Raw genomic sequence first — 14,331 nt, forward strand, 5'->3', positions numbered from 1 at the left:
TGGGTGGTGATGCCGAGCACGGACAGCAGTTCGGCTACTGGCCGCGATGTCATGGCTCCAGAGCTGGTTCGGGGCACGGGCTGCCACCATCCAGGGCCCGGCCGAGCAGCCGTACCCCTTCCGGGAAGGTGCCCGGGTTGGGGCCCGCGTAGTTGAGGCGCAGGTACGGGGCGGTGGGTTCGGCCGGGAACCACTCGCCGCCGGGTGCCAGGAGGACCCCGGCCTCCTCGCACTCGCGAACGACCCGGGGCAGGTCGGCGGTGTCCGGCAGCCGTACCCACAGGTTGAGGCCGCCTTGCGGGACCGACTCCAGGTAGGCGCTGGGGGCGTGCTCCCGTAGCGCCTCGACGAGCAGGTCGCGGCGGGCCGCCAGCTGCTGGCGCAGCCCGCGCAGGTGGGTGCGCCACGCCGGTTGGGTGACCACGTCCAGTGCCGCGGCCTGCAGTACGGCGCTCACGTACATGGATTCGGCCTGGACGTCGGCCAGGATGCGCTCGCGGGCCGGGCCGCGAGCGATGATCCCGGCTATGCGCACCGCGGGGGAGACGCTCTTGGTCAGCGAGCGCAGGTACACCAGGTGCCCCCCGTCGTCCCGCGCCGCCAGCGGAGTCGGGTCCGCGTCGATCCCGAAGTCGCGCGCCCAGTCGTCCTCCACCAGGAACGCCCCGTGCCGGCGCACGGTCGCCAGGACCTGGTCGGCCAGGTCGAAGGACCAGCGCGCCCCCGTGGGATTGGCGAAGTTCGGCTGCGCGTACAGCACCCGGGCGCCGGTCCGTTCGAAGGCGCGGGCCAGCTCGCGCGGGTCGGGCCCGTCGACCCCGCTGGGCACCGGAACGACCTCCACCCCCGCTTGCTCGGCGGCGCGGATCGCTCCCCAGTACGTGGGCGACTCGATCAGCAGCGGCCGCCCCGCGCCGACCAGCGAGCGGAAAGCGCTACTCAGCCCGCTCTGACTGCCGGGCAGGATCACCACGTCGCTGGGCGCGGGCGGTGCTATGCCCGCCGGGGCGTGGGAGCCGAGTTCGGCGGCGAACCAGGACTGGAGTTCGGGCAGTCCCGCGGCCGGGGGCCTGCCGACGGCCGCCTCGCCGCGGGCCGCGCGGTTCAACGCGGCGCGGACCAGGCGTTCGGGGAGCAGCTCCCGGTCCGGGTAGCCCGAGTGCAGCGCGATCATGTCGTTGGGCGGGCTGCGCAACGCCGTGTGCAAACCGAAGGTCCGCTGCTGGGGTGCGCCGAGCGCGGCGGTCTGCCACCCGTAGTCGTTGGGCCGGGCGACCCGGACCGCCCGAGCGAAGGTGCCCACCCCGGGGCGGCTCTCCACCAGCCCCTGCCCGGCCAGTGTCCGCAGCGCCTTTTGCACCGTGACCGGGCTGGCCCCGTACTGCGACACCAGGGCTCTGGTCGAAGGCAGCTTCGCCCCGGCCGGGGCGGCCGCGATCCACTCTCGGAGTCCCTCGACGATCTTCGTACTGCTATCGTTTGACATGAAGATTGATAGTAGCGCTACTCATATTATGCTTCCAGCGCTATCCCAGCGTGCCGGCCTGTGGTGGGGGCTGCTCGGGGTCGCGGCGTTCTCCCTCACCGTCCCGATGACCCGCGTCGCCGTCGCCAGCGGCACCCTGTCACCCCTGTTCGTCGGCTCGGCCCGGGCGGTCATCGCCGCCCTGCTCGCCGCCGCCGCGCTGGCGCTCACCCGCCAGCGCCTGCCCCGGGGCGATCAGTGGTTCCGCCTGGCCCTGGTCGGCGGGGGAGTGGTGATCGGTTTCCCGCTACTGACCTCCTACGCGCTCACCACCGCCTCGGCCAGCCACAGCGCGGTCGTCATCGCCCTCCTGCCCGCCGCCACCGCCGTGCTGGCGGTCCTGCGCGGTCGCGAACGGCCCCCGGCGGTGTTCTGGGCGATGGCGGCGGTGGGGGCGGTCGCGGCACTGGGCTTCGCCGCTCTGCGGGGCGGCGGCTTCGGCTCCGGATTGGCCTGGTCCGACCTGCTGCTGTTCGGCGCCGTCGTCGCGGCCGCGGTCGGCTACGCGGAGGGCGGCCTGCTCGCGCGCGAACTCGGCGCCTGGCAGACCGTCTCCTGGGCGCTGGTGCTCTGCGCACCGCTGATGATCGTGCTCGCCGTCGCCTCCGCCGTCCAGCAGCCGCCGAGCGGAACCGCGGTCGAGTGGGGCGCGCTCGCCTACCTGGCCGCGGTGAGCATGTACCTCGGCTTCTTCGCCTGGTATCGGGGCCTGGCCATCGGCCCGATGGCCCAGGTCAGCCAGGTCCAGCTCAGCCAACCCGTGATGACCATCGGCTGGGCCGCGCTCCTGCTCGGCGAACCGCTCACCTGGCCCACGGTCCTGGGCGGGCTCGCCGTGATCCTGTGCGCCACGATCGCCGTCCGCGCCAGACTCGGCCGGACGGTGATCGTGCCGACGAAGCGGGAGGCCAGACCGCACATCCGCTCAGGGGGTGGCCGTGCTTAGCCGACTCCGGCCCCGGTCCCGGCCGTGGTTTCGGCGTCGGTCGCGGCACCCGGCCCGGGCACGGTGACGATGCCCTGTTCCACCGCCATCTCCCTGACCAGGCGCGGCGCGCTCCACAGCGCGGGCAACAGGATCAGCCCCACCGGTACCGCGGTCACCACGATGAAGGACTGCAGCGCCTGCACCCCGTTGTCGCCCACGGTCAGGAGCACGATGGCGGCGGCGCCCATGCCCACGCACCAGAACGCCCGCACCCACGCGAACGGCTCGCCCGAGCGCGTGCTCGCCGAGGAGATCGAGTAGGACATGGCGTCGAGCGTGGCCGCGAAGAAGATCAGCGTTACGACGACCATGACCAGCGCCAGCACCGTGCTCAGCGGTAGCGCCTGGACGATGGCCAGGGCCGCCGCGGGCAGGCCGTCCTCGGCGTAGGGCCCGGAGACCACCCCGGGGTCGTTCTGTTCGAGCCACAGACCGCTACCGCCCAGCGCGGTGAACCACACGGAGGTGACCACGGCGGGCAGCACGGTCGCCCCCACGAAGATCTGCCGGACGGTGCGGCCCTTGGAGATACGCGCGATGAAGATCGCCATGATCGGCCCGTATCCGATGAACCAGCCGAAGAAGAAGACCGTCCAGTAGCCGAGCCACCCCTCGTCGCCGCGGAACAGCGTCATCGGTACGAACTCACGCACGTGCACGGCGCTGGCCTGGAGGAACAGGTCCACGACATAGGGCAGCGAGGACAGGCCCACCACGCACACGATGAGGATCAGCGCGGCCCACACGTTGATCCGGCTGAGCAGCTGGATGCCGCGGTCGAGGCCGCTGAGTACCGAGATGGTCGCCACCACGGTCAGACCCACGATGATGGCGACCTGGGTGCCGAAACCGGACCCCACACCGAACATCTCGCCGCCGATGTAGGACATCTGCAGGCCGAGGAAACCGATCGGGCCGACCGTCCCGGCCACCACCGCGACCACGCAGCTGATGTCGGTGACGGTGCCGATCCAGTGGGTGCGGATCCGCTCGCCCATGATCGGCCACAGCAGGGTGCGGGGCCGCAGGGGCATGCCCTTCTCCACCCCGCGCATCATCACCAGCGTAGCCAGGGAACCGCCGATCGCCCACGCCGGGAAGCCCCAGTGGACGAAGCTCTGCGCGAGGGCGAGCGCGGCACCCTCCATGCCGCCTTCCACCTGCGCGTACTGCGGCGGTGGGTCGACGTAGTGGGCCAGGGGCTCGGCGGCGGCCCAGAAGACACCGCCCGCGGCGAGCAGGGTGGTCAGCACCATGGCGACCCACCGGAACCAGCTGAACCCGGGGGTATCGGTGCCGCCCATCCGGACCCGCCCGTACCGGGAGAAGGCCAGGACCGCGGCGACGGCCAGGGTGCCCAGGAGCAGGACCTGCCAGTAGGCGCCGAACCAGCGAGCGGACCACGCGAACGCGGTGTCGACGGCGGCGCCGACCCCGCTGGGGGCCACCAGTGCCGCCAGGACGAACGCGATCAGAAGGGAACCGGAGACACCCAGGACCCGGAGGTCGGGTCTGCGGCCGGTTTCGGGCACGCCTGTACGCGGGGCGGAAGACATGAAGAAGAGGATTCTCCTCGATCGGGGACAGCCGACCGGGAAGGCAACCTCCGGTCGGCGTGCTGCACGGCGCGCCGGGAGGCAGTCCGGAGTCAGAGGCGGGGACGGCCGTCACCACGGCGCCACAGCGCCACCGAAGCGCTGCCCCAGCCTCGGGTGGCACGTCGCGAACGCCCCGAAGCCCGGGGCGACCCGGACGAGTCTATGTGCGTTTGCCCAGCGAGGAGGTGGTGAGGAGGGTGGGTCCCGCCACCCGGGTGTGTGTTCGCGAACGCTTGCCCGGCGCTGCGGCGCCGGGGGCTAGGAGAGCTCCGGCAAGGCCTCTGCCAGCGGGCCGTCAGCGCGACCGGACCGAAGCCGCGGGTGGCCTCGGGCCTGGCCGGGGTCCGTGCCGGCCCGGCCGTTCGCGGGTGCGCCTCTCACCTCGCCGTACACTGCCATCGGCGCGTCTTGACGGCACGCCGGTAGCCCGCCGCTCATCCGGACCGGCCGAACACCAGGGGGACCCATGACCGAATCGACCTCCCTCACCCGGGACGAGCTCCGCCGCGTCGACACCCCCGTCGGCCCCGTCGTCGGCAGGGTCCTGGGAGACGTCGTCCGCGCACTCGGCATCCCCTACGCGCGCGCCGAACGCTTCGCCCCGCCCCGTCCCGAACCCGCGTTCACCGAACCCTTCCAGGCCACTCAGCCCGCGCCCGCCTCACCCCAGCTCTCCTCCAAGGTGGTGTCCGCGGCCGTGGAGGGCGTCTCGGTCGGCCGCCACGACGAACACTGCCAGCGGCTCTCGGTCACCCTTCCAGCCGACCTCGCCCCCGATGAGCGCCTGCCCGTCATGGTGTGGATCCACGGCGGCTCCTACGTCACCGGTTCCGGGGACATGGAGATCTTCGACCCCACCCGGCTGGTCACCGAGCAGCGCGTCATCGTCGTCGCCGTCACCTACCGCCTCGGCATGCTCGGTTACCTGCGCATCGGCGACACCGCCCCCGCCAATCTCGGCCTGCTCGACCAGATCCAGGCGCTGCGCTGGGTGAACGCCAACATCGCCGCGTTCGGCGGCGACCCGGACCAGGTCACCCTCTTCGGCCAGTCCGCGGGCGGCGACGCCGTCGCCCACCTGATGATCAGCCGGGGTACCGAGGGCCTCTTCCGGCGTGCGATCATCCAGAGCGCCCCGCTGGGCATCCTGACCGGTCGCTCTCGCATGTCCCAGGCCATGGCGGCGGCTGTCGGTGTGCCAGCCCCGGACACCCCGGCCGCCGAGATCGTCGCGCTGGAGGGCAAAGCGGCCACGGCGGCCAAGAAGTTCGGCCTGGCCAGCGCCATGCCCTTCGGTGTCCAGTACGGGCACGCCCCCCTGCCCCCGGAGTCCCTGCGCGTTCGCGCCTGGCGCGAGGCGGCGCCCGGGATCGACGTGCTCGTCGGCGCGACCAGCCAGGAGACGGGGCTGTTCGCCGACTTCCTGCCGCCCATCCAGCGCCTGAGCGCACTGCCGCTGGTGGGCCGGGCCCTGCGCCGCTTCCTGGTGTGGGCCACCACGTACCGCATCTACACCGGCCCCGCCAAGCGCTTCGCCCGCGACCACCGCCGGGGCGGCGGCAGGGCCACCCGCTACACCGTCACCTGGCAGCCGGAGGGCAGTCCGTTCGGCGCCGCGCACATCGTGGACCTGCCCCTGCTGCTCGGCACCAGGAAGGCCTGGGAGCACACCAAGCTCGTGGGCCGCACCAGCTGGACGGATCTCGACCGCCGAGGGAAGGCGGTTCGCGGGCTCTGGGCCGACTTCGCCCGCACCGGAGCAGTCTCCAGCCAGAACGCCGGTGCCGCATCCGACAGCCTGACCGTGCACCGCTCCTGAGGGCTACCGGGGCGGACCCGCCCGGAGGCGGCTGCTTCCGGGCGGACCGGCGTCCCACGGTGGCGGCCGTGCCGGGGCCGCCCGGCCTCACGAAACCCCGGACTTGCCGAACATCACCGCTTGACGTCCTCCCCGCGGCGAACCCCCGGGGATTCCCATAGCCTCGCGGCCATAGCCGCGGTGCGCCTCGCGGCGTCCGCTGGTTCCTACTTCACTGGCCGGTGCCCCACCCGAAAGGGTGGTGGTCCTAGCCGGCCCCCATAGGCGTTTCAGCTCTCCGCTTCCCGCTCTCGGGCGAGTCTGCGTCCAGCGGCGAGCACGACCCGGGACGAGGGGACTGTGAGCACAGCGGCCGTCACCTGCTCGGCCTCGCGCTGGTCCTCGTACTCTCAGAGTTCACGTGCCTCGGCCAGGAACTCGTCGTAGCGCATGGTTCACCTCTCTTCTCGCCGAAAGTCCTGATCCCTCGTCCCGTGCGGCGCCTGCCCGCTCGGGCTCCTGGAGGGCACCGCGCCGTGTTCCAACTGGTGCAGGCGGTCGTGCAGCATCTCCAGCACTCTGTGACGACTGCCGTAACACTCCTCGAAAGCGATGAGCCGACGCATCTCTTCGGCGTCCAGTACCCGGACACGCTGCCGGAGCGTCCCGACCGGAACAGAGGCGTAGTCCTCGATCGGAGCGTTCTTTCGTGCGATCATCGCCCCTCTCCTCTCTTCCCCCAGGGGTGAAGCCAAGGGTGTGTGAGGGCGACTACCCGACCAGGTCACGGTGAAACAGCAGGTGGGGACCTTCCGATCGCCGCGTCGCGGTGCGGTTCTCCGGAGCACGGCGAAAGCGGTGCGGAATCGACCGGACCCCCCAGAGGGAAGGGTGTCCCGAGGCGCATCAGCTGGCCTTCTCCTGGCCCCCGCCCGCCCGGGCGGGCCGGTTCACGATGGGGCCTGGCCCGGTGGGGAAAGACCGGCCAAAGTCTGCCCGCCTCCCCGGTTCGGATGGACTGTTCCGCTCCCGCCCTGGGTAGGCGGACGACCATGAGACTCGGTGAGCGCATCCGCGAGATCGAAAACGACGAGCGGTGGGACCCGGCGGTCCTCCGGCTGAGGAGACTGGCCGACCACCTCCCGTCGGGCCCGGTACGCGATCTCCTGCACGGCGTGCCGCTGGGCCACCCGGCGCATCCGACCCTGGTACACCTGCCCATGGGCACCTGGCTGGCCGCGGTCGTGCTGGACGCTCTGCCCGGCGACCACCGGCGCGGTGCCCACGCCCTGGTCAACATCGGTCTGCTCGCCAGCCTGCCGGCGGTGGTCAGCGGTCTGGCCGACTGGTCGGAGCAGCATGGGCGCCAGCAGCGGGTAGGGGCGGCGCACGCCGCGGCCAACGGCGGGGGCGCGCTGATGTTCGCGGCCTCCTCGGTGGCCAGGGCCCTGGGCCGTCAGGGGTGGGGGAGGGCTCTCGCCCTGGCCGGGATGGGCGCCGTCGGCATCGGAGGAACCCTGGGCGGGCACCTCACCTACTACCGGTCGGGTGGCGTCAACCGGGCCGACCACCTCCTCGACCTGGTGCCCGAGGGATGGCATGACCTCGGCCCGTTGGACGGCTTCCCGGAGGACGACACCTGCCAGGGCGACGTGGACGGTGTTCCCGTCGTGGTGGCGCGTACGAACGGGTCGGTGCGGGCCCTGCTGGGCACGTGCCCCCATCTGGGCGCCCCGCTGGGCGAGGGCGAACTGGTGGAGGGGTGCGTACGCTGCCCGTGGCACGGAAGCGAGTTCCGTCTGGACAGCGGGACGGTGGTGCACGGGCCCGCGACCGCGTCCTTGGAGCCGTTGGAGACCTCGGTCGTGGACGGGCGCCTGATGGTCCGGCTGCGCTCCGTCGGCGGTTAGCCGCAGCGGTCGGGCCGTGACGGGTTCGCCTCTTCGCGGCGGTCCGTGTCCTCCTCCCGGGTCAGTTCGTCCCGCAGCTTCTGCAGCGAGGTGGAGAGCAGCCGGGACACGTGCATCTGGGAACAGCCCACCTCGCGGGCGATCCGCTCCTGCTTCCACTCGTCGAAGAAACGTCGTTTGAGGATCAGCCTCTCCCGGGGCGGCAGGACCTTGATGGCCTCGCGCGCGGACTCGCGCTCCACGACCAGGTCCAGGTTGTGGTCCTCCGTGCCCAGGGACTCCTCCAGAGTGGGGGTGCCGTCCTCGCCGTGCGGTTCGGGGGCGTTCAGCGACAGGGTGTTGTAGGCCTCCGAGACCAGGAGGACCTCCTCGACCTCCTGCTCGGAGATCCCCATCTCCTCGGCGATCTCCGACGGCTTCGGATCCCGTGCCAGACGCTGCTCCAGTTCCCGCCGGACCCGGTTCATCTCGGGCCTGCGGGACTGAGGGGTACGGGGCGTGTGCACGGACCAGGTGTGGTCGCGGAAGTGCCGTTTGATCTCCCCGGTCACGGTCGGCAGGAGATAGGAGATGAAGGCCTTCCCCCGCTCCGGCGAGTAGCCGCGGATCGCCTTCGCCAGCCCCACGTGGGCCGTCTGCCGCAGGTCCTCGACCTGCTCGCCGCGACCGCCGTAGCGGTGGGCGATGCGGTTCAGCAGGGGCTGGTAGTGCATCATGACCCGTTCCCGCAGTCCCTCACACCTGGGGTCCCCGGAGCCCAGGGATTTCAGCAACGACAGAAGCTCCTCGGCGGAGGCGTCCTCTGACGGTTCGCTGGGCGGAGCCGGGGCCGGGACGACGGCGCCTTCCGCGCCCGCGCTAGAGGAAGCGGGCAGGTCGCCCGCTCCGGGCAGGGCGGTTCTGGTTGAAGCACGCATGCTGTCCTCCTCGATGAGCTGCGGGGGATGAGCGGTGCACAGGGGCCAGGCTTCCCGCTGAGAGCCGGAGAGAACATCCGGTCACGCTGGTTGTCGAATGATTGCCACAAGTTGCCCCGCCGCGGGAGTGCTCGGGGCGGCCGTGTTTAACAGCTCCGTCCCCTGGTACTCCCACCCATGTACCCCGTGGTCGGACCGGGCCGTGTTCTGGAGGGGGAGATCATGAAGGTGCTGGGTGTCAACGCCGTCTTTCACGACCCGGCGGCGGCACTCGTGGCGGACGGCAGAGTCCTCGCCGCCGCTGAGGAGGAGAGGTTCTCCCGCCGCGAGCACGGCAAGGAGCCGGTCCCCTTCTCGTCCTGGGAGCTTCCGGTCCAGGCCATGCGCTGGTGCCTTGACGAGGCGGGACTGGCCCCCGTGGACCTGGACGTGGTCGCCTACTCCTACGATCCCTCACTCGCTCTGCCACCGGGTTCGGAGCCGCTCTCGGGCCCTCGGCCCCCTCTGGACCCCGCCTGGGGCCAGCTGCGGCCGCTCTACGCCGAACACGCGGCGCACTTCCTGGCGGCGGCCCTGCCCGGTCTGCAGCCGGCCAGGGTCACCCACGTCCCGCACCACCTGGCGCACGCAGCCTCCGCCGCCCTGGCCGCGCCACCGTCCGGGGGCGGTCGCGAGGACAGCGCGGTCCTGGTCGCGGACGGTAGGGGAGAGAGCACCTCGCACCTGGCGGGCTTCTACTCCGGCGCGGCGCAACCGCGCGTTCTGGTACGCCAGCCCCTCCCGGAGTCCCTCGGTCTGGTCTACCGGGAGCTCGCCCAGCACCTCGGGTTTGGCGCGGTCGGCGACGAATACAAGGTCATGGCCCTGGCCGCCCGCGGGCAGCCGACGATGGCCGGACCGCTGGAGAACCGGATCGCCTACCGGGGTGACGGCCTGATCACGGCATCGGAGGTGGACTGGGCGGCCCTGGCCCCGGCCCTGCCCCCGGGCGCTGAACACACCCCACAACACGCCGACCTGGCCGCGAGCGTCCAGAACAGGGTCGAGGAGGTACTTCTCGCACTCGCGGGATGGCTGCACGAGCAGACCGGCCGGAGCCGTTTGACGATGGCCGGAGAGGTGGCCCTGAACCACGCCGCCAACAGTCGTCTGGCCAGGGACGGACCCTTCGAGGAGGTGTGGGTCCAGCCCGCCGCGGGCGAGGCGGGGACAGCCCTGGGCAGCGCCCTTCAAACCGCGGCCGACCTGGGCGAGACGGTCGAGCCGATGCCCGGCGCGGACCTGGGCCGCGGCTGGGACGAGGACGCGCTGGCCGCCGTCCTGGACTCGGCGCGCATCGGGTACGAGCGCCCGGACGACCTCACGGCGGAGGTCGCCCGCGCGCTGAGCGAGGGCGCGCTCGTCGGATGGTTCCAGGGACGCTCCGAGTACGGCCCCGCGGCACTGGGCCGCCGTTCGCTCCTGGCCGACCCCTCAAGGAGGGAGAACCTCGACCGGATAGGCCGGGTCCGGGGAGAGCGGGAGTTCTGCCCGGTGGCGTCGCTGGTGGCCGCCGAACACGCGCCGGACATCTTCTCCGGCGGTCCCCTGCCCTGTCCGTATCCGCTCTTCGAACATCACGTGGCTCCGCGGTGGCGCGCCCGGATACCGGCCGTCGTCCGTCCGGGCGCAAGGACGAGAGCGCAGACCGTCCGGGCCGGAGACGACCCCCTCACCTGGCGGCTGATCCGCGACTTCGGCTCCCGCACCGGCCTTCCCGTCCTGGCACACACCGAACTGCGCCGGGCCGGGAGCCCGAGAGTGGACTCGCCCCGTGACGCGCTCGAATGCTTCGGATCCGCACCGGTGGACGTCCTGGTCCTGGGCCCCTACCTCGTCAGACGGTGCAGGGCGTAGCCGACGGCTCCGGCCGCGCCCGTAGCGGCACCGACCAGGAGAACAGTCCCCCGTCTGCGGTTCACCTCGTCCAGGACGCTGACCTGACGCGCCTCCTCGTCGAACTCACCGTGCGATCCGTAGTCGCGGACGTCGTCCACGGGCGCGAACAGGTTGTCCCTCGCGGGCGCGGGTTCGTCCCGCACCTGGCTCCGCCGTCCCGTTCGGCCCAGCTGCAGGTCCAGTACCCGCGGTGCCAGGCGCTGGGCCAGCACGGTGCCCGCGGTCGAGGCCCCCACCCAGTAGCGGCGCCGTCCGGGGTGTTCGGCGGCCCACACGATCGCGCGGGCCGCGACCTCGGGCTGGTACACCGGCGGCACCGGCCTGGTCCGTCCGCCCATCCGTGAGCGGACCCAGGAGAACTGCGGTGTGTTGACCGCGGGTAGGTGCACCTCCGTCAACCTGATTCCCGAACCGGCGTCGACGAGCTCGGCGCGGAGGGAGTCGGTGAAGCCGCGGATCGCGTGCTTGGCGCCGCAGTAGGCCGCCTGGAAGGGGATGCCCCGGTAACCCAGCGCCGATCCCACCTGCACGATCACGCCCCGCCCCCGGGGAGCCATGCGCTCCAGCGCGGCCCGTGTCCCGTGCACGTAGCCGTGGTAGCAGACATCCGTGACCCGCTGGAACTCCTCGGGCTCCACCTCTGAGAAGGGGGCGATGACGGAGGCGAAGGCGGCGTTCACCCACACGTCCACCGGGCCCAGCTCGGCCTCGATCCGGTCCGCTGCCGCACGCACCCGGTCGGCCTCGCTGACGTCCACGGGCAGGGCCAGAGCCGGGACCCCGGCCTCCTCCGCCTCCCGACGGGCGGCGGCCAGGCCCTCCTCGCCGCGTGCCAGCAGGGCCACCGCGTATCCGCGGTCGGCGAACTCCCGCACGGTCGCCCTCCCCACGCCCGCGCTGGCCCCGCTGACCACGGCCACCTTGCGTTCGCTGTTCTGATCCGCCATGCCTTCCTCCGTTCCTCGAACTCGTGCAGCCCGTCCGCGGTAGTCCCTCTCCTCATCGGCGCTACCCCGTGACCGGTTTCTTATGTGCGGGACCGGGTGCCTGAGGGACCGCTGGCGCTCCGCGGTTTCGGCACAGGCATGGTGGGGCAGTCGAGGAGGACGGCCCACACCAGTGCGACCGGAGGGATCCATGGGGCAGAGCGAAACAATGATCGGGGACCACGCCTTCCTCTCCGACTGCCAGACCGCCGCGCTCACCGCGCCGGAGGGCACGATCTCCTGGCTGTGCGTACCGAGGTTCGACGGCCCGGCCTTCCTCGCCGGAATCCTGGACTCCGAGCGGGGCGGCGAGTGGACCGTGCAGGTCCGGGGCGCCCGCCCGAGGGCGCGCTCCTACGCGCAAGACAGTCTCGTCCTGGAGACCCTGTGGCAGGGCCGGGGCGTGGAGGTGCTCGTCCGCGACCTGCTCGCGATCGGGCGACCCGAGCACGGTGAGGGCCTTTGGCGCGAGGGTGTGCTCCTCAGGCTCGTCGAATGCCGCTCGGGGAGCGCCTCCGTGCGCTCCCGGCTGCGCGCCCGCCCCGACTTCGGCCGGGTACCGCCCTCCTGGGAACACGTGGACGGAGGCCTCAAGGAGGCGTCGGGGCCGCTGCTGTCGGGGGCGCCCTCCCCGCGTCTGGCGGAGACGGGAGACCCCGAGTTCCACGTCGAGCTTTCCGAAGGGGAGTCCGCGGTCTTCGCCCTGGACTACCTCCGCGGTGAGCGCCGGATCGGCCTTGAAGAGGGGGAGGCGCTACTCGGGCAGACCCTCGAAGCCTGGCAGGCCTGGTCGTCCAGAACCGACTACCGGGGCGTGGGAGCCGACCACGTGCGGCGCAGTGCCACCGTCCTGCGCGGACTGCTCCACGAGGAGAGCGGCGCCCTGATCGCCGCACCTACCGCTTCCCTGCCGGAATGGCCGCAGGGGCCCAGGAACTGGGACTACAGGTACGTGTGGCACCGCGACGCGGCTCTGGTGGTGCTCGCCTTCCTGCGCCTGGGCCACGCGGAGGAGGCGGGGAGCTATCTGCGCTTCCTGCTGCGCATGTGCGGTCGGCCGATCACCTGGGTCCCGCCGGTCCAGGCGGTGGACGAGAAACCGCCGCCGGAGGAGGAAACCCTCGACCACCTGGCCGGGCACGGAGGAGCGAGGCCGGTGCGGATCGGCAACGCCGCCTACGCCCAGCATCAGCTCGACGTGTACGGGCACATCCTGGACGCGGCGCTCTGCTACGAGCAGGCCACCGGTGACCTCGGACCGGAGGAACTCTCCCAGCTGGACTCCGTGGTGGAGTCGGCGCGGGAGCTGTGGCATCAGCCCGACGAGGGGCTGTGGGAGGTCAGGTCGGATCCTCGCCACTGGACCAACTCCAAGCTCTACGCCTGGGTGTGCCTGGACCGAGCGGTCCAGCTCGCCGAGACGACCGGACGCGAGCAGGAGGTTCCGCTGCGGGCCTGGCGCGAGGAGGCCCGGCTCATCCGCGACCACGTCCTCCGTCACGGCTACGATCCTGCCAGCGGATCCTTTGTCCAGTCGTTCGGGGCCGCCAACGTGGACGGGTCACTGCTGCAGCTACCGCTGCTGGGTTTCCTTCCGGGCGACGACCCCCGGGTGCTGGGCACCCTGGAGCGGGTCGACACCGAACTCGGCCAGGACGGCTGGCTCGTGCACAGGTACGACCCCAAGGAGACCGACGACGGGATCGGCACACCCGAGGGGGCCTTCCTGCTGTGCTCCTTCGACCTGGTGTCCGCGCTGGTGCTCGCCGGTCGGAGCGAGGAGGCGGCCCGCCGCTTCGAGCGCCTGTGCGGGAGTTCCGGGGAGTTGGGCCTGCTGGCCGAGGAGATGGCACCGGACGGCACCCAGCTGGGCAACTTCCCCCAGGCCTTCACCCATTTGGCCCTGATCGAGGCCGCGGTCAACCTGGACGGCGCCGGGGACCGGGAGGCGTTGCACGCCTGGGCCCGTGACCGGGCCGCTCAACAGGCCGGAGCAGGTGTGCGCCGCGGTGGCCAGGGCACGGAGAGGACAGGAAGGGACCGAGACGATGGCTGACGACACCAGCGGGGCGGCGAGCGTGCGCAGGGCCGCCCGGCGTGAGGCGCAGGCCTACCGCGCGGGCAGTGACCAACCGCTCGTCGGGTACGCGGTGACGGCCGCGTCCTACGCGGGCCTGGTCGCGGCGGGTACGCTCCTGGCGCGTCGAAACGGAACCCGTGAGGCTGCCGCCACCGTGGGTCCCTGGGACCTGGCGCTGATGGGCCTCACCACGCACAAGCTTTCGCGGCTGCTGGCCAAGGACGCGGTCACCAGCCCGCTGAGAGCGTTCTTTACCCGTTTCCAGGGCACGTCCGGACCGGCCGAACTCGACGAGGACGTACGTGAGGCGGACGGTCGCAAGGCGATCGGTGAACTGATCACCTGCCCCTTCTGCATGGCCCAGTGGGTCGCCACGGGGTACGCCTTCGGCCTGGTCTTCGCACCCACGCTCACCCGCAGCGCGGGCGCGGTGTTCAGCGCAGTGGCCGTCTCCGATTGGCTGCAACTCGCCTATACGCGTCTCCAGCAGGCCCAGGATTGAACGGCCGTTGGGAAAGAGTCACGTCCGCGGCCGGGTGCCGCCGGGCTGAGGCGTTGGCGCCGCAACAGCGCCTGGGCGCACTTCCCCTG

11 protein-coding genes are annotated in these 14,331 nt (G+C 71.9%); 6 read left to right on the forward strand and 5 right to left on the reverse strand.

Features of this window, described 5'->3' with window-relative positions; all coding sequences use genetic code 11:
• Nucleotides 1-49 precede the first annotated feature (49 nt).
• Nucleotides 50-1,486: an aminotransferase-like domain-containing protein gene (locus tag HNR07_RS05350; RefSeq protein ID WP_184362657.1), complete on the reverse strand. Its 1,437-nt coding sequence runs from the start codon at nt 1,484-1,486 to the stop codon at nt 50-52.
• A gap of 28 nt (nt 1,487-1,514) precedes the next feature.
• Here HNR07_RS05350 and HNR07_RS05355 point away from each other — a divergent pair, with 28 nt between their 5' ends.
• A complete protein-coding gene (locus tag HNR07_RS05355; protein ID WP_184362659.1) occupies nt 1,515-2,471 on the forward strand; it encodes a DMT family transporter in 957 nt (318 codons plus the stop codon).
• Here HNR07_RS05355 and HNR07_RS05360 read toward each other — a convergent pair.
• Nucleotides 2,468-4,069, reverse strand: a complete 1,602-nt coding sequence (locus tag HNR07_RS05360; protein WP_184362662.1) for a BCCT family transporter — start codon at nt 4,067-4,069, stop codon at nt 2,468-2,470. The genes HNR07_RS05355 and HNR07_RS05360 overlap by 4 nt on opposite strands.
• A gap of 508 nt (nt 4,070-4,577) precedes the next feature.
• On the opposite strand from HNR07_RS05360, the gene HNR07_RS05365 reads away from it, so the two are divergent.
• Nucleotides 4,578-5,930, forward strand: coding sequence for a carboxylesterase family protein (locus HNR07_RS05365; protein WP_184362665.1), 1,353 nt, complete (start codon nt 4,578-4,580; stop codon nt 5,928-5,930).
• 434 nt (nt 5,931-6,364) lie between these two features.
• Here HNR07_RS05365 and HNR07_RS05370 read toward each other — a convergent pair whose 3' ends face one another.
• A complete protein-coding gene (locus HNR07_RS05370; protein WP_184362668.1) occupies nt 6,365-6,628 on the reverse strand; it encodes a hypothetical protein in 264 nt (87 codons plus the stop codon).
• Between the two features lie 333 nt (nt 6,629-6,961).
• Here HNR07_RS05370 and HNR07_RS05375 point away from each other — a divergent pair, with 333 nt between their 5' ends.
• A complete protein-coding gene (locus tag HNR07_RS05375; protein ID WP_184362671.1) occupies nt 6,962-7,819 on the forward strand; it encodes a Rieske 2Fe-2S domain-containing protein in 858 nt (285 codons plus the stop codon).
• On the opposite strand, the gene HNR07_RS05380 is transcribed toward HNR07_RS05375, so the two are convergent.
• A complete protein-coding gene (locus HNR07_RS05380; protein WP_184362674.1) occupies nt 7,816-8,736 on the reverse strand; it encodes a SigB/SigF/SigG family RNA polymerase sigma factor in 921 nt (306 codons plus the stop codon). The genes HNR07_RS05375 and HNR07_RS05380 overlap by 4 nt on opposite strands.
• 222 nt (nt 8,737-8,958) lie before the next feature.
• On the opposite strand from HNR07_RS05380, the gene HNR07_RS05385 reads away from it, so the two are divergent.
• Nucleotides 8,959-10,632: a carbamoyltransferase family protein gene (locus tag HNR07_RS05385; protein ID WP_184362677.1), complete on the forward strand. Its 1,674-nt coding sequence runs from the start codon at nt 8,959-8,961 to the stop codon at nt 10,630-10,632.
• On the opposite strand, the gene HNR07_RS05390 is transcribed toward HNR07_RS05385, so the two are convergent.
• Complete coding sequence (locus HNR07_RS05390; RefSeq protein WP_184362679.1) at nt 10,605-11,621, reverse strand: SDR family oxidoreductase; 1,017 nt, start codon at nt 11,619-11,621, stop codon at nt 10,605-10,607. The genes HNR07_RS05385 and HNR07_RS05390 overlap by 28 nt on opposite strands.
• Nucleotides 11,622-11,811: 190 nt before the next feature.
• Between HNR07_RS05390 and HNR07_RS05395 the strand changes: the two genes are divergently transcribed.
• Together HNR07_RS05395 and HNR07_RS05400 are read left to right on the forward strand one after the other, a co-directional pair.
• Complete coding sequence (locus HNR07_RS05395) at nt 11,812-13,716, forward strand: glycoside hydrolase family 15 protein (protein ID WP_184362684.1); 1,905 nt, start codon at nt 11,812-11,814, stop codon at nt 13,714-13,716.
• Complete coding sequence (locus HNR07_RS05400) at nt 13,709-14,242, forward strand: DUF1360 domain-containing protein (protein ID WP_184362686.1); 534 nt, start codon at nt 13,709-13,711, stop codon at nt 14,240-14,242. Before HNR07_RS05395 ends, HNR07_RS05400 begins: the two co-directional genes overlap by 8 nt.
• The last annotated feature ends 89 nt before the right edge of the window (nt 14,243-14,331 follow it).

Source organism: Nocardiopsis metallicus (assembly GCF_014201115.1).
Classification (GTDB): domain Bacteria; phylum Actinomycetota; class Actinomycetes; order Streptosporangiales; family Streptosporangiaceae; genus Nocardiopsis; species Nocardiopsis metallicus.

What these genes read in the sequence shown, in the direction of transcription:
- HNR07_RS05350 (WP_184362657.1), bottom strand. Translation starts at nt 1,486, where the DNA reads ATGTCAAACGATAGCAGTACGAAGATCGTCGAGGGACTCCGAGAGTGG.
- HNR07_RS05355 (WP_184362659.1), top strand. Translation starts at nt 1,515, where the DNA reads ATGCTTCCAGCGCTATCCCAGCGTGCCGGCCTGTGGTGGGGGCTGCTC.
- HNR07_RS05360 (WP_184362662.1), bottom strand. Translation starts at nt 4,069, where the DNA reads ATGTCTTCCGCCCCGCGTACAGGCGTGCCCGAAACCGGCCGCAGACCC.
- HNR07_RS05365 (WP_184362665.1), top strand. Translation starts at nt 4,578, where the DNA reads ATGACCGAATCGACCTCCCTCACCCGGGACGAGCTCCGCCGCGTCGAC.
- HNR07_RS05370 (WP_184362668.1), bottom strand. Translation starts at nt 6,628, where the DNA reads ATGATCGCACGAAAGAACGCTCCGATCGAGGACTACGCCTCTGTTCCG.
- HNR07_RS05375 (WP_184362671.1), top strand. Translation starts at nt 6,962, where the DNA reads ATGAGACTCGGTGAGCGCATCCGCGAGATCGAAAACGACGAGCGGTGG.
- HNR07_RS05380 (WP_184362674.1), bottom strand. Translation starts at nt 8,736, where the DNA reads ATGCGTGCTTCAACCAGAACCGCCCTGCCCGGAGCGGGCGACCTGCCC.
- HNR07_RS05385 (WP_184362677.1), top strand. Translation starts at nt 8,959, where the DNA reads ATGAAGGTGCTGGGTGTCAACGCCGTCTTTCACGACCCGGCGGCGGCA.
- HNR07_RS05390 (WP_184362679.1), bottom strand. Translation starts at nt 11,621, where the DNA reads ATGGCGGATCAGAACAGCGAACGCAAGGTGGCCGTGGTCAGCGGGGCC.
- HNR07_RS05395 (WP_184362684.1), top strand. Translation starts at nt 11,812, where the DNA reads ATGGGGCAGAGCGAAACAATGATCGGGGACCACGCCTTCCTCTCCGAC.
- HNR07_RS05400 (WP_184362686.1), top strand. Translation starts at nt 13,709, where the DNA reads ATGGCTGACGACACCAGCGGGGCGGCGAGCGTGCGCAGGGCCGCCCGG.